Origin of the sequence: Fervidicella metallireducens AeB (genome assembly GCF_000601455.1) — a bacterium.
Classification (GTDB): Bacteria; Bacillota; Clostridia; order Clostridiales; family Caloramatoraceae; genus Fervidicella; species Fervidicella metallireducens.
In genome coordinates this window covers 1-14,841 of sequence record NZ_AZQP01000026.1, presented here as the reverse complement: position 1 = coordinate 14,841, position 14,841 = coordinate 1, and the positions used below count along the sequence as shown (strand labels likewise).

At 31.1% G+C, this 14,841-nt stretch carries 15 protein-coding genes and 1 pseudogene; all 16 read right to left on the bottom strand.

The window, feature by feature from the left end; genetic code table 11:
• Positions 1–154 precede the first annotated feature (154 nt).
• A complete protein-coding gene (locus Q428_RS08755) occupies positions 155–895 on the bottom strand; it encodes a ClpP family protease (RefSeq protein WP_051515073.1) in 741 nt (246 codons plus the stop codon).
• 130 nt (positions 896–1,025) lie between these two features.
• Complete coding sequence (dapG, locus tag Q428_RS08750) at positions 1,026–2,228, bottom strand: aspartate kinase (RefSeq protein ID WP_035380114.1); 1,203 nt, start codon at positions 2,226–2,228, stop codon at positions 1,026–1,028.
• 85 nt (positions 2,229–2,313) lie between these two features.
• Positions 2,314–2,562: a YlmC/YmxH family sporulation protein gene (locus Q428_RS08745; RefSeq protein ID WP_051515072.1), complete on the bottom strand. Its 249-nt coding sequence runs from the start codon at positions 2,560–2,562 to the stop codon at positions 2,314–2,316.
• Between the two features lie 57 nt (positions 2,563–2,619).
• Positions 2,620–3,060 carry a dUTP diphosphatase gene (dut, locus tag Q428_RS08740; protein ID WP_242847809.1) on the bottom strand — a complete coding sequence of 147 codons (441 nt, stop codon included), beginning with the start codon at positions 3,058–3,060 and terminating at the stop codon, positions 2,620–2,622.
• Complete coding sequence (locus Q428_RS08735) at positions 3,057–4,322, bottom strand: M16 family metallopeptidase (protein ID WP_035380111.1); 1,266 nt, start codon at positions 4,320–4,322, stop codon at positions 3,057–3,059. Before Q428_RS08735 ends, dut begins: the two co-directional genes overlap by 4 nt.
• 63 nt (positions 4,323–4,385) lie before the next feature.
• The gene (locus Q428_RS08730) at positions 4,386–5,093 is read right to left on the bottom strand and encodes a polysaccharide deacetylase family protein (RefSeq protein WP_051515071.1); all 708 of its coding nucleotides are present in this window, start codon (positions 5,091–5,093) and stop codon (positions 4,386–4,388) included.
• A 94-nt stretch (positions 5,094–5,187) separates the two neighbouring features.
• Positions 5,188–7,310, bottom strand: a pseudogene (locus tag Q428_RS08725) (polyribonucleotide nucleotidyltransferase).
• A gap of 237 nt (positions 7,311–7,547) precedes the next feature.
• The gene (gene rpsO, locus Q428_RS08720) at positions 7,548–7,811 is read right to left on the bottom strand and encodes a 30S ribosomal protein S15 (RefSeq protein WP_035380107.1); all 264 of its coding nucleotides are present in this window, start codon (positions 7,809–7,811) and stop codon (positions 7,548–7,550) included.
• A 103-nt stretch (positions 7,812–7,914) separates the two neighbouring features.
• Entirely contained in the window at positions 7,915–8,847 is a 933-nt protein-coding gene (locus tag Q428_RS08715) for a bifunctional riboflavin kinase/FAD synthetase (RefSeq protein ID WP_051515070.1), read from the bottom strand.
• 11 nt (positions 8,848–8,858) lie between these two features.
• Entirely contained in the window at positions 8,859–9,728 is an 870-nt protein-coding gene (gene truB, locus Q428_RS15195; protein ID WP_035380105.1) for a tRNA pseudouridine(55) synthase TruB, read from the bottom strand.
• Positions 9,729–10,697, bottom strand: a complete 969-nt coding sequence (locus Q428_RS15190; RefSeq protein WP_051515069.1) for a DHH family phosphoesterase — start codon at positions 10,695–10,697, stop codon at positions 9,729–9,731.
• The gene (rbfA, locus tag Q428_RS08700; protein WP_035380103.1) at positions 10,675–11,043 is read right to left on the bottom strand and encodes a 30S ribosome-binding factor RbfA; all 369 of its coding nucleotides are present in this window, start codon (positions 11,041–11,043) and stop codon (positions 10,675–10,677) included. The genes Q428_RS15190 and rbfA overlap by 23 nt, the downstream gene beginning before the upstream one ends.
• Positions 11,044–11,060: 17 nt before the next feature.
• Positions 11,061–13,178, bottom strand: a complete 2,118-nt coding sequence (gene infB / locus Q428_RS08695; RefSeq protein WP_035380102.1) for a translation initiation factor IF-2 — start codon at positions 13,176–13,178, stop codon at positions 11,061–11,063.
• Between the two features lie 16 nt (positions 13,179–13,194).
• On the bottom strand, positions 13,195–13,500 hold the full coding sequence (locus Q428_RS08690; RefSeq protein WP_035380101.1) for a L7Ae/L30e/S12e/Gadd45 family ribosomal protein: 306 nt from the start codon (positions 13,498–13,500) through the stop codon (positions 13,195–13,197).
• Entirely contained in the window at positions 13,490–13,759 is a 270-nt protein-coding gene (gene rnpM / locus Q428_RS08685; protein WP_035380099.1) for an RNase P modulator RnpM, read from the bottom strand. Before rnpM ends, Q428_RS08690 begins: the two co-directional genes overlap by 11 nt.
• Before the next feature lie 19 nt (positions 13,760–13,778).
• Positions 13,779–14,822: a transcription termination factor NusA gene (gene nusA / locus Q428_RS08680; protein WP_035380097.1), complete on the bottom strand. Its 1,044-nt coding sequence runs from the start codon at positions 14,820–14,822 to the stop codon at positions 13,779–13,781.
• Positions 14,823–14,841 lie beyond the last annotated feature (19 nt).

The following is a 14,841-nucleotide window of genomic DNA, read 5'->3' as shown; positions in this document are numbered from 1 at the left end:
ATTTAATGATTTACTTGATGTATTTTTTTAATCTTTTTTGCCATATGTTCACCACCTATGTTTAATATATATTTTATTCTCTGCGTTTGATGAATTCCCTTCAAACCAATTGCATTATATCATATAAAAACATTAAAAATCAAAAGCAAATGCATTATTGCATTTGCTTTTGATTTATCATCTCCCGAAGCTTACCTAAAGCTTCACTTACTCCACCTATTGAATCTATTAACCCTACGTCCACTGCCTGTTGACCTATTAAAATTGTTCCCATATCATTTAATAGGTTATCAGTCTGAAGCATTAACTCATTTAATTTTTCTCTCTTAATTTTTGAATTTCTTATAATAAAACTTATTATTCGTTCCTGCATTTTACTAAAATATTCAAAGGTTTGTGGAACACCTATAACTAATCCATTCATTCTTATAGGATGAATTATCATAGTAGCTGTAGGCGAGATATAGGAATAATCTGTGGAAACTGCAAGTGGAACTCCAATACTGTGCCCTCCACCAACAACCAATGATACAGTAGGTTTTGATAAACTATTTATCATTTCAGCAATTGCAAGACCTGCCTCAACATCGCCTCCAACTGTATTAAGTACAATAAGCAAACCCTTTATATTTGGATTTTCCTCAATAGATATAAGTTGAGGTATTAAGTGTTCATATTTTGTTGCTTTCGATTGAGGAGGAAGTATCACATGACCTTCAATTTGTCCTATTATATTAATACAGTAAATATCTGTGCTTCCTTCAGGTATATTTATATTGCCAATTTCCTTTAGATTCTGAAGTTTTTCATTTGTATTTACATCAATACCCTGAGACTCATCTTTTCTTTCTGATTTTACATTTTTGCTTAAGATAATTTCATCTTTACGTTGCATTAAATCACCTCTATTTTTCTATTTAATTAAAAATATTTTATCCATTCTTAAAGAGTATTAGTCAAAATAAAAACTCCTTATTTACTAATAAGGAGTTTTGTTCCGTATAAAAACATTAAAATCTAATAATTTATAGACAAAAAGCGTTATGCAAAGCATTAATAGCTTTTACGGTATCTTCTTCTTTAACCAGGCACCAAATTGTAGTATGTGAATCAGCTGTTTGGAGGACACTAATATTATTTTGTCCTAATGCCTTTAAGATTTTAGCCATGACTCCAGGAATTCCTCTCATACCATTTCCTATAACCGCTATCTTACTACAGTTACTAATTATTTTATATTGTAATCCTTGTTCTTTTAGAATATCTATTACTTTAATTTCATCCTTTCCATCAACAGTAAAGACTTTTTTATCAGGAAAGACATTAATTAAATCAATACTTATGTTGTTAATAGCCAATAATTCAAACAAATCATTATTATCATTATTTAATCTGTTTACCTCTTCGTTATTAAATTCAACAGTTATTTGTGTTCTATCTGACATATGAGTAATACCAGTAATTATATTATTTTTACTTTCCTTTGAAGAGGCAATAATCGTTCCTGGTGCATCTGACATTGTATTTTTTATTATAAGAGGTACATTCCCCTTCATTGCATATTCGACAGCTCTTGGGTGAATGACTTTGGCACCTTGATCAGCCAGTTGAAACACTTCGTTATAACTAATTTTGTTTATGACCCTGGCTTCTGGAACAATTCTAGGATCGGCAGTCATTATTCCATCTACGTCTGTATATATTTCAATGCATTCAGCTTTCAAAGCCTCTCCAAGTACCGCTCCAGTTACATCACTTCCACCCCTACCTAAGGTTGTAAAATCACCTTCTTCTGTCATGCCTTGAAACCCAGTGACAATGGGAATTATATTTTCTTCTAGTGTTTCTAATATAGTTTTAGGATCCACTCTTATTATATTTGCATTTCCGAAGTTATTGTCAGTTAAAATACCTGCATTACCACCTGTAAAAACTTTAGTTTTATATCCTCTTACTGCAAATGTTTCAGACATAACCACTGCAGATATTATTTCACCACAGCACATTAAAAGATCTATTTCACGTCTATTGATTTTAGCATCTTTGCTATTAATTAAAGACAAAAGGGTATCAGTTGCATAAGCATCTCCTTTTCTACCAATAGCAGAAACTACAACCACAGGTTTATACCCGTTTTCTATTGCATTAATAACCTTATTTACAACCATATCTCTTCTTTGCTGTGTAGCTACTGATGTTCCTCCAAATTTTTGAACTATAATTTTCATTTATAATTGCCCCCTTATAGTTGCTTTTAAAATTCTAACTAATACTATATTATACAACTATATAAGGCAGTTGTGAAAAAAAATATTAAATATTGTAATCAAAAATTATTGTTTTATCACTTTGTTTAATTTTTTTATCCCAGGGAATTTCAATATTATTTTCATCTTTAAATGCAAAAAATGAACCTCGTTCTTCGCTAACTATAATACTCTTTATTTTACCTGTTTTTATATCAAATCTCATGTCACATTCGCTAATAAAACCATACTTTTCTCCGTTACAGACATTTATTATTTCTAAATTCATTAAATCAGAAAGCCTTTTTTTACCCAATTTTTATCCCCCCAAAAAAATTAAATGGTATATTTATTTATATTAAAAGAAAAGGGGTTATAGACCTGTTGATCCAAAACCACCGTTAGCTCTTGTTGTATTATTTAATTCTTCAACTTCAACAATCTTAGGAATCTCTATTTTATTTATAACCATTTGAGCGATTCTATCCCCTCTTTTAATTTCATAGGGCTTACTTCCAAAGTTTATCATAATAAGATTGATTTCCCCTCTATAATCGCTATCTATGGTACCTGGTGTGTTAACTAAGGATATTCCGTATTTTAATGCTAATCCACTTCTTGGTCTAATTTGGGCTTCATATCCATGGGGAATTTCTACAGAAATTCCTGTTGGAATTAGCATTATGGTATTTGGTATTATTGTAACTGGGCTAGTAACATTTGCATATAAATCTAATCCAGCAGAACCATCTGTCATATATTTAGGTAATGGCAAGTCTTTAGCATTTTCAAGTCTTTTTATATAAATTATCATGATTTCCTCCATATCAAAGATTGTAACTTATCTTCATTAATATTTCTTCCTACAGATGCAGCAGATAAAATGCCATCTCTAAAAACCAAATCTATTACTTCTTCAATATCGTCCCTTTTAATCTGGTCGATTTTATCTAATATTTCTTTAGGTTCGTGAACTTCACCTAACATAAGTTCTGCTTTTCCTAGCCCAAACATCCTGCTGGATGTACTTTCTAGACCTAGAATATAATTTCCCTTTAATTGTTCTTTAGCCTTTTTTATTTCTTCATCTGTCATTTTAAATTTTATAATATTGTTAAATTCTTCAAGTATTAGCTCCATAGCAGAATCTAAGAACATTTCATTTAAGGCAAAGTAGATATTAAATGTGCCTACATTTTTGTATACTGTTGGAAAAGAATAGATTGTATATACATATCCCTTTTCCTCCCTAATCTTTTGGAATAGTTTAGAACTAGTTCCACCACCAAAATAATTATTTATTGCTAATAGGGTATACAACTTGTCATTTCCTAGCTCTATGCCTTTTAATGAAAATGCTACATGTGTTTGCTCTATGTCTTTATTTTTCACCATAACATTCCTATTAATATTTGGAGAAGTAAATTCAGCCTTGTTAATCCCGCCAGATTTAAGATGTGAAAACTTTCTCTCCAGTTCTTCTTCTATTACTAAACTATTGAAATTCCCAGCAATAGAAATAACAATATTTTCAGGTGCATAAGTTTTATTAAAATATTCTTTTATTTGTTTACTCTTTAAATCTTTAATATTATTTTCATAACCTAATATAGGATAAGCCAAAGAATCCTTTCCCCACGTAGATTTTGATAATATATCCATAACTAAATCTTCAGGGGAATCGTCATACATCTTAATTTCTTCTATAATAACTCCTTTTTCTTTATGTATATCTTCATCAGAAAACTTTGGATTTAATATCATATCGCTTAAAACATCTATTCCGACTTTGTAATGTTCATCCAGCAATTTTACATAATAACAAGTGGCTTCTTTACCTGTAAAAGCGTTAATTTGCCCTCCTAGCTCCTCTATTTGTTCCGCTATCTGTTTAGCTGTCCTATTAGTTGTACCTTTAAACATCAAATGTTCAATAAAGTGTGAAACACCGTTTACAACTTCATTTTCATATCTTGAGCCGCTTAGTATCCAAACACCCATACTGATAGAATTGATATATGGAATATGCTCCATTACTACCTTTATACCATTTGATAAAGTAAATTTTTTATACATATTTTCCTCCTATGTAAATAATTTAGCATATTAATTATAATTAATTAATTAATAACATTCAACTTATTGTTCTTTTAAAATTTCACCAACTGTTATTATTTCGTAACCTTCATTATGAATATAGTCAATAATATTTTCAATACTCTCGGAAGTAATTTTTTTTGGATGTATTAATATGATACCACCAGGATGAAGTTTTTTTCTTATTCTTTCTAAAATCAATTCTTTTGTTGCATCTTCTCTCCAATCAATAGTGTCTATACTCCAAGTAACCACCCTATAACCTAATTTATTTGCAATTTCAATTGTTCGGTCATCGTAATCACCATATGGTGGCTCAAATAAATTTGTTCTTTTCCCGGTAACTTCAAATATTATATTTTCTGTTTTTGTTATTTCATCCATATTTGACTGTCTACTTAAAACTGAACTTTTTTTATGCATATATCCATGATTTTGAATTTCATGACCATATGCCATTATTTTCTTTGTACATTCTGTATTATTTTTTACCCAAATTCCTCCAAGGAAGAAAGAAATTTTTACACCCTTTTTTTTCATAACTTCTAACATTTTTTCAATTTCTTCATTTCCTTCATATACATTACATGCAAATGCAACTACTTTTTTATCTGTATTAATCTTTGTTATTGGAATTAATTTGTCTAAAAAAGTTAATTGTACATCTTTCATATAACTAATACTAAGTTGAATTAACATAAAAATTGTTATGACAACTAATGATATTTTAAACAAATCTTTTTCCTTCAAAATAGTTTCCCCCCTATTTAAAATTATATTAATATTTATTCTTTTATTAGCTTTTAAATAACAAAAAAAGGCTTATATAAGCCCTTTTAATCTTTTATTCGTTATTTTTATCAACATCAGAATTTTCGCTTTCTTCACTCTTTAAAGCATCTTTTCTAGATAGATTTATTCTTCCTTGAGCATCTATATCAGTAACCTTAACGAGAATTTCATCTCCAACGTTAACAATATCTTCAACTTTGTTAACTCTTTCAGGAGCTAATTTCGAGATATGTACCAAACCCTCTTTACCAGGTAAAACTTCAACAAATGCGCCAAATGTTGTTACTCTTGTTACTTTACCTAGATATATTTCTCCAACTTCTACTTCTCTTGTAATACCTTCAATAATTTTCTGTGCTTTCTTTCCACTTTCACTGTCAGGAGCACAAATAAACAACCTTCCATCATCTTCTATGTCTATTTTTACACCAGTTTCTTGAATTATTTTGTTTATTGTTTTTCCACCAGAGCCAATTACGTCTCTTATTTTTTCAGGATCGATAGTCATTGAAATTATCTTTGGTGCAAACTGAGAGATCTCTTTTCTTGGTTCTGGAATTGTTGATAACATAGATTCTAGAATCTGTAATCTTGCTTTTCTAGCTTGTTCTATAGCCTTCTTAATTACGTCGTTAGGTAATCCTTCAATTTTCGTATCAACCTGTATTGCAGTAATACCTTTTTCAGTTCCAGCAACCTTAAAATCCATATCTCCAAAGAAGTCTTCAATGCCTTGTATATCTGTTAAAATTTCATAGCTAGATACATCATCATCTGTAACAAGTCCCATTGCGATTCCAGCAACAGGCCTCTTTATCGGCACTCCGGCATCCATAAGTGCAAGTGTACTTGCACAAACACTTGCCTGTGATGTAGAACCATTGGAACTAATAACTTCAGAAACTAATCTGATTGTGTATGGAAATTCTTCCTCTGATGGAATAACTGGCTCAAGAGCTTTCTCAGCTAATGCTCCATGTCCAATCTCCCTTCTACCTGGACCTCTTAAAATTCTTACTTCCCCAGTACTGTATGGTGGAAAATTATAATGGTGTATGTATCTTTTTGATTCTTCATCACCTAGGCCATCAAGTACTTGTACATCCCCTAAAGCCCCTAAAGTTGCTACAGTTAAAACCTGAGTCTGACCCCTTTGGAACATTCCTGAGCCGTGGGTTCTTGGTAGAATTGAAACATTACTTGCAAGAGGTCTTATTTCTTCAAAATTTCTTCCATCAGGACGTTTTTTTTCTATTAAAATCATTTCTCTGACTTTTTCTTTCATTAGTCTGTAAATTACATCATCTATATCCTTTTCACTATCTGGAAATATCTCGGCAAAATGTTGAAAAACTTCCTCTTTTACTAAATCTGTTTTTTGCTGCCTTTCTTGTCTATCAGTAGTATCCATTGCCTCAAATATTTTATCCTTGGCATATTCTCTTACGGCAAGTTCGATTTCTTCAGGAACTTTATATAATTCAGGAATCTTTTTTTCCTTTCCAATTTGTGCCGTAACCTCTTCTTGGAATTTTATAATAGGCTGACAAGCCTCAAAACCAAGCATTATAGCTTCATACATAATATCTTCAGGTATTTCATCCCCACCTGCTTCAATCATCATTACCCTATCTTTTGTTGCACATACTAATAGATGCATTTCGCTTTTTTCTCTTTGCTCAGAGGTAGGATTGATTATCAATTCATTACCTACTTTGCCTACAGCTACTGCTCCAACAGGTTTGTTAAATGGTATATCTGATATACATAAAGCTAGTGAAGCTGCATTTATAGCTAAAATTTCTGGTGGATTATCTGGATCTACAGACATTACTGTACAAATTATTTGCACATCATTTCTATACCCATCTGGAAACAAAGGTCTCAGTGGTCTGTCTATTGCTCTTGCAGAAAGAATTGCCTTTTCAGTTGGTCTTCCTTCTCTTTTAATAAAACCACCAGGTATTTTCCCTACGGCATATAGTCTTTCTTCATACTCCACACTTAATGGAAAAAAATCAATTCCTTCTCTAGGTTGTTCTGATGCATTTGCATTAACAAGAATCACTGTGTCTCCATAGCTTACCATGCAGAACCATTTGATAATAAAGCATACTTTCCTATATCAGCTTTTAATTTACGATTAGCTATTGTAGTCTCGAAAATTTGTTGCATTAATTGACCTCCTTTCAAATATAACACCTGTAATATTATTATTACATATTTTATACATTTTAAACAAACAAAAAGTTTATAAAGTTAATTATACCATATATGTATAATTGTTGGATGTAAAATTTTAATTTAAATTTTATACTATGCTGAAATATTGATTTTTCAAGATTTTAAAATGGTTATATATGGTATATGTTTTTGAATTATAAAAATAGAGCGGTACAAACCGCCCCATTATTACTTTCTTATACCAAGTTCTTTGATTATAGCACGATATCTTTCGATATCAATTTTTGTTAAATAGTTTAAAAGACCTCTTCTTTGACCAACCATCATTAAAAGACCTCTTCTTGAGTGATGGTCCTTCTTATGCACTTTTAAATGCTCTGTAAGGTAATTTATTCTTTCAGTTAAAAGTGCAATTTGAACTTCAGGTGAACCTGTGTCACCTTCGTGTCTTTGATATTTAGCAATTATCTCTTGCTTTCTAGCCTTATCCATTTTTAAGTACCTCCTCTTTAAATAAACGCCTTATGCCGAGTTGTACGTCGGAGAATCGCAAAACGCAGCATAGGTTAACGGTAATATTATATCAGTATTATATTTATTTGTAAATACTATTTTTAAAGTAGTGTATTGCATTTGATCTGTCAATTTCAATAGCTTGTTTTAAGTTTTCTACAGAATCGAATTTTTTTTCTTCACGTAAAAATTTTAAAAATTCTATTTTAATCTCTTTTCCATACAAATTTCCATCAAAGTTAAAGATGTGTGTCTCTAAAACCCTAGATGTACTCCTTAATGTAGGAGTATAACCAATATTACTTATTGAATCATAACCCTTATTATTTACATAAGTTTTACTTATGTATACACCATTTTTTAAAGGATTGTTTTCTTCAATAATAATATTTGCTGTTGGAAAACCAAATTGTTTTGCTAAACCTTTTCCATATTCAACAGTTCCAATTAAGAAATAGTTGTATCCAAGTAACTTATTTACTTCCTCAATATCCCCTTTGATAAATTCCTTTCTAATCTCAGTACTGGATACATCCTTTTCAAAACACATAATTTTATCAACAATGTTTAATTTATAATGATACTCTTTTTGAAAAATATCTAATAGCTCCACATTTCCCCTACCATTTTTACCAAATGAATAGTTATATCCACATGTTATAATATTTGAATTTAGATTATTTATCAGTAAGTATAGAAATTTTTCTGGCTCAATAGAAGCGAATTCTCTACTAAATGTAAGGAAAAACAAATAATCTATGCCATAGTTCTCTAAGATTTTTGCTTTTATCTTGTTGTTTGTAATAATTGATATCTGTTTATTTGAAGATAGAAGCTCTAAAGGATGTTTATCAAATGTAACTACTGCACTTTTTATTCTAAATTTCTTTGCATCTTCAACTGCAGTCTCAATTATTTTTTTATGTCCAATATGAATTCCATCAAAAGTTCCTAATGCAATACTTAGCTTCTCGCTAATTTTAATGTTATGTAGATCATCTCTTATTATTTTCATGTGATACACCTTTAAACCAATAATTTTTCAACGGATAAAATACCATTATTTATTCTTCCTATTCCAATAAACCTATCAGGTTTTATATAAATTTTCACTAAAGTGTTTTTTAATACACCGTTATCTTTGTAAACTATACTGTTTCCATTCAGCAGTTTTGATGTATAGACGTCATCAATGTAAACACTTTGCATTTCTAATGCAAAATCCGGTTCAACTATAAAAGTATCTGACATCTGTTGTGAAATTTCTTCGAGTGTATGGCTATTAGCTAATGAAAACTTTCCTGTTGCTGTTCTAATTAGAAAACTCATATATGCTCCACAGCCAAGCTTTTCGCCAATATCATTACATAAACTTCTTATATAAGTTCCTTTTGAGCATTCTATTTTAAGCATAGCTTTAGGAGAATCCACTTTAATAATTTCAATGTTAAAAATTTCTACTGTTCGCTCCTTTATATCTACGGTTTCCCCTCTTCTTGCTAGATCATATGCTCTAACACCGTTAATTTTAACAGCAGAATAGATTGGTGGCTTTTGATTTATTTTTCCCTTAAATTCTGTTATAACCTTTTGTAAGCTATTATAGTTTAATTTTGAACAGTCTTTGTCATTTTCATATAAAAGATTTCCATATTTATCATAAGTATCTGTTTTATTACCAAAGGTTACTTCACAAATGTATATTTTTTTATCATCCATTAAATACTCTACGATTTTCGTTGACTTACCAATACAAATAGGTAAGACACCAGCAGCACCAGGATCTAGCGTTCCTGTATGTCCAACTTTCTTTATGCCTAAAGTTCTCCTAACAAAGGCCACTACATCATGGGATGTCATTCCTGGTGGTTTTAATATATTTAAAACTCCATTCATCTAAATCACCGCATTAAAATAATTTTTTAAAATTGTCAGTAAACTTTCTTTGACATCATCTATATTACCTTCAATAGTACATCCGGCAGCTCTTATGTGACCTCCTCCTCCAAACATAGAAGCTATTTTTGCCACATCCACATATTTTTTTGAACGCAGGCTAACTCTACAGGAATTAATATTTTTCTCTTTAATTAGTATTGCAACCTCTACTTCCTCTATATCTCTGCCAATGTTTATAAATTCACTTGCATCATCTTCGTTTGCATTGCATTCTTTTAGCATATTTTCTGTTAAAATTAATATTGATACACGATTATCAAAATGTAATTCTAATGTCGATGTAACCTTTGACATTAGTTTTATCTGTGATAAAGTCTTAACATTAAAAATTTTGTTATAAATATCTGAGAAATCAATATTTGTGTTTATTAAATCCCCAACAATAGATAACGTTATGGATGTAGTATTCGAATACTTAAATCCACCGGTATCACTTACAATAGAAGTATATAAACAACCTGCTATTTCTTTAGATATATGATATCCATTTACTTTAAAGAGTTGATAAATAATTTCACCAACACTTGAGGCATTTGAATCAACTAAGTTTAAATGTCCAAAAAGTGTATTTGAAATATGATGATCTATATTTATAACTACATCTGCCCTATTTAAAACGTCTTTACACAATCCTAATCTATCGATATCGCCACAATCTAAAACAAATACACACTCATAAGATTTATTGCTTATAGAATATTTTTTTATGCTGCCGAATCCACTTAGAAAAGAATATTTCATTGGCAAATCTTCCTCGACGAATACATCTGCATTCTTACCCATACTTAGTAATTGATTGTATACAGCTAGCATTGATCCCATACTATCACCATCAGGTGAAGTATGGGATACAATTGCAAAACTATTTTTATCTAAGATTATTTTACCTATCTGTGTTTGAATCATTGTTTTTTCCAATATCCTGAAGAAGTTTTTCAATATGCAGACCGTATTCAATGGAATTATCTAATTCAAATATTATTTCAGGAATATGTCTAACCTTTATTCGATTACCAACTTCTTTTCTAATGTAACCAGCAGCATTTTTGAGACCTTGTAAGCATTGTATTTTTTCATTGTCTGTTCCGAAGACACTAATAAATATTTTGGCATAACTTAAATCCCTGGTAACATCAACATGAGTTACCGATGTTAAAGTTGGCACCCTGGGGTCTTTTAATTCGTTTTGAATAACACTACTGACAACTCTTTTAATTTCTTCAGAAAGTCTTGATGTCCTACTTATGCTCATCTATAATCTACACCCCTTTACTTTCTTTCTACTTCTTCCATAGTATATGCTTCAATAGTATCCCCTTCTTTGATGTCATTAAATCTTTCTATTGTCAATCCACATTCAAATCCGGATGCAACTTCCTTCACATCATCTTTAAATCGCTTTAAGGAACTAATCTTACCTTCAAAGACAACAACACCATTTCTTATAACTCTGATATCGTTATTTCTATTTATTTTACCGTCTTCTACATAACAACCTGCAATAGTACCAACACTGGAAACTTTAAAGGTTGTTCTTACACTTAACCTAGCAGTAACGACTTCTTTATACTCAGGATCCAACATTCCTTTCATTGCAGCTGTAATATCATCAATTGCTTCGTAAATAATTCTATAGGTTTTAACATCAACATTTTCTCTGTCAGCTGCCTGTCTGGCCATGTTATCAGGTCTAACGTTAAATCCAATTATTATTGCATTTGATGCCGCTGCTAAGGCTACATCTGTTTCCGTAATTGCTCCTACTGCACCATGAATAACATTCACCCTTACTTCTTCATTGGAAATTTTCTCCAATGATTGTTTCACAGCTTCTACCGAACCTTGAACGTCAGCTTTCACTATAATGTTTAGATCCTTAACTTTTCCAGATTGTATCTGACTGAATAAATCTTCAAGAGATACTTTAGCTGTATTAGCATAATGTTCTTGTCTTTCTTTATTTTTTCTAATTTCACCAATTTGTCTTGCAGTCTTATCATCAGAAACACAATAAAGTATGTCACCGGCATTTGGAACTTCAGATAATCCTAGTACTTCCACAGGTATAGAAGGACCAGCTTCTTTTACTTTTCTACCTTTATCATCAACCATGGCTCTAACTTTACCATATGCTACTCCAGCTACTATTGCATCTCCAATCCTAAGAGTTCCTTTTTGCACTAATACAGTGGCAACTGGACCTCTTCCTTTATCTAATTTTGCCTCGATAATAATTCCTTTTGCAGGTCTGTTTGGATTTGCTGTCAGCTGTTGAATTTCAGCTACAAGAAGTATCATTTCTAGTAGATTATCTATACCAATTTTTGATTTAGCAGAAACAGGAACACATACCGTATCTCCTCCCCAATCTTCTGCAATAAGACCATATTCAGTTAATTCTTGTTTAACCCTATCTGGATTAGCATTTGGCTTATCCATCTTATTAATTGCAACAATTATTGGTACATTTGCTGCTTTAGCATGGTTTATAGCTTCTACAGTTTGTGGCATTACTCCATCATCAGCTGCAACTACAAGAATTGCAATATCTGTTGCTTGAGCTCCTCTAGCCCTCATTGCTGTAAATGCCTCATGTCCAGGTGTATCTAAAAATGTTACCTTACTGCCATTAATATCAACTGTATAAGCACCTATATGTTGTGTTATACCACCTGCTTCAGTTTCTGTAACTTTGGAATGTCTTATAGCGTCTAGTAAGGAAGTTTTTCCATGGTCGACGTGTCCCATAACTGTTACAACTGGTGGTCTAACTTGTAATGATTCTTCATCGTCTTCAAAATCGTTAATTAAAATTTCTTCTTTTTCTTTTTTAATTTCTTTATCTACGATAATATTGTATTCTTCTGCTATTTTTTCAGCAGTTTCGAATGTAATTTCATGATTTATTGTAGCCATTACACCCATAAATAAAAGTTTCTTTATTATCTCTGATGATGGTTTATTTATTAACCTTGCGAATTCACCAACTTTAATACTTTCTGGTATTGTAACCATTCCTATTTCTTGTTCAATTGCTGTATCTTTATTCATTTCGTTTTTATTCAACCTGCTACTTCCATTATTTTTTGATTTATCTGATTTTACTTTTTTTCTTCCTTTTTTCTCATCATAGAATTCAGTTTCCTGTAGAAGTTCATATTCATCTATCTCGGAGATTGGAGAATTAATTTCTTCCATTTTACCTTCTGTTAAATCATTTTGGTGTAATTCTCCAAAATATTCCAAGATGATATTTGCTTCTTCACCTTCAATTACACTCATATGATTTTTTACTTCTAAACCAAATTCCTTATTTAATAAATCTATTAACTCCTTACTTGACATATTTGTCTGTTTTGCCAACTCATATATTCTAATTTTTGACAATATCTACACCCCCATTTTATTTTGCCTCCAATTTACTCAAAAAACTTTTTGCAAATCCTTCATCGTTTATACTTAGAACAGACCTTTCAGATTTTCCAAGACACATTCCAAGTACTTCCTTTGTTTGAAAAAAAACATACTTAATATTTCTATATTTAGCCATATCTATAAATTTCTTCTTTGTATTTTCACTTGCATCTTCTGCTATTATAACGAGTTTTGATTTTTTCTTTTTAATATCAATTTCAACTGCTACTTCACCAGATGACAGTGCTCCTGCCTTTTGCATTAGACCCATAAAGGAAGATAAATTATTCTTCATTACTTAATTCCTCTTTAAGCCTGCTATAAATTTCATCCGAAATCTTCATCTCAAAAGAACGCTCTATTCTTTTTGTTTTAATTGCTTTTTCTAAACAATCAATGTTCTTGCATATGTAAGCACCACGTCCTGGTTTCTTTCCTGTTAAATCAATACTTACTTCACCTTCAGAGTTTTTAACAACCCTGATTAGTTCTTTTTTAGGCTTCATTTCTTGACATCCAACACACATTCTTTGAGGAATCTTTTTCACCTTCATTAAGTTTCACTCCTCGCAGTTAATTTTCTTCCACTTGAGATTCACTTTTGATATCAATCTTCCAACCTGTTAATTTTGCTGCAAGTCTTGCATTTTGACCTTCTTTTCCAATAGCTAAAGATAATTGATGGTCAGGAACTACAACCTTTGCACTTCTTTCTTCCTCATTGATTTCAACACTGATTACCTTTGATGGGCTTAATGCGTTAGCAATAAATTCTGCAGGATCCTTACTCCATTTAACTATATCAATTTTTTCGCCCTTTAGTTCATTAACTACATTTTGAACTCTTACTCCCTTTGGGCCAACACATGCACCTGTAGCATCAACATTTTCATCCCTTGAATTAACTGCTATTTTTGATCTAGAACCAGCTTCCCTTGATATGCTCTTTATTTCCACTATACCGTCAAATATCTCTGGGACTTCCATTTCAAATAATCTTTTTACCAAACCTGGATGTGTTCTTGAAATAACTATCTGAGGTCCCTTAGATGTCTTTTTAACCTCAACAACATAAAATTTAAGAATATCTCCATGATTATATGTTTCATTTGGCATTTGCTCTGATGGAGCAAGAATCGTTTCTAATCGGCCTAAGTCAATTAATACGTTTTGTTTCTCCTTCTTTTGTACTATTCCAGTTATAATATCATTTTCCTTTGTTATATACTCTTGATATATTATTTCTCTTTCTGCCTCCCTTATTTCTTGAACCACTCTTTGCTTTGCAGTTTGTGCTGCAACTCTACCAAAATCCTTCGGTGTAACTTCAATATCTACAATATCGTTTAATTGATATCGAATATCAATTTTCTTTGCATCTTCAAGACTAATCTCCAATAGATTATCGTAGACATCTTCTGTTACAACTTTCTGAGCATACACATGTATTTCGCCTGTTTCTCTATTTACAGTAACTTTCACATTTTGAGCAGTTCCATAATTTTTTTTATATGCAGAAACCAATGCAGATTCTAATGCGCTAAATACAAGTTCTCTATCTATGCCCTTTTGCTTTACTATATCCCCTAAAGCCTCAAATAATTCTCCTGTATTCATTTTTATACCTCCTTAAAAA

Excerpts from the sequence above, each read along its gene's own strand:
- Q428_RS08755 (WP_051515073.1), bottom strand. The coding sequence starts at position 895 with ATGCAACGTAAAGATGAAATTATCTTAAGCAAAAATGTAAAATCAGAA.
- dapG (WP_035380114.1), bottom strand. The coding sequence starts at position 2,228 with ATGAAAATTATAGTTCAAAAATTTGGAGGAACATCAGTAGCTACACAG.
- dut (WP_242847809.1), bottom strand. The coding sequence starts at position 3,060 with ATGATAATTTATATAAAAAGACTTGAAAATGCTAAAGACTTGCCATTA.
- Q428_RS08735 (WP_035380111.1), bottom strand. The coding sequence starts at position 4,322 with ATGTATAAAAAATTTACTTTATCAAATGGTATAAAGGTAGTAATGGAG.
- rpsO (WP_035380107.1), bottom strand. The coding sequence starts at position 7,811 with ATGGATAAGGCTAGAAAGCAAGAGATAATTGCTAAATATCAAAGACAC.
- Q428_RS08715 (WP_051515070.1), bottom strand. The coding sequence starts at position 8,847 with ATGAAAATAATAAGAGATGATCTACATAACATTAAAATTAGCGAGAAG.
- truB (WP_035380105.1), bottom strand. The coding sequence starts at position 9,728 with ATGAATGGAGTTTTAAATATATTAAAACCACCAGGAATGACATCCCAT.
- Q428_RS15190 (WP_051515069.1), bottom strand. The coding sequence starts at position 10,697 with ATGATTCAAACACAGATAGGTAAAATAATCTTAGATAAAAATAGTTTT.
- rbfA (WP_035380103.1), bottom strand. The coding sequence starts at position 11,043 with ATGAGCATAAGTAGGACATCAAGACTTTCTGAAGAAATTAAAAGAGTT.
- Q428_RS08690 (WP_035380101.1), bottom strand. The coding sequence starts at position 13,500 with ATGAAGAATAATTTATCTTCCTTTATGGGTCTAATGCAAAAGGCAGGA.
- rnpM (WP_035380099.1), bottom strand. The coding sequence starts at position 13,759 with ATGAAGGTGAAAAAGATTCCTCAAAGAATGTGTGTTGGATGTCAAGAA.
- nusA (WP_035380097.1), bottom strand. The coding sequence starts at position 14,822 with ATGAATACAGGAGAATTATTTGAGGCTTTAGGGGATATAGTAAAGCAA.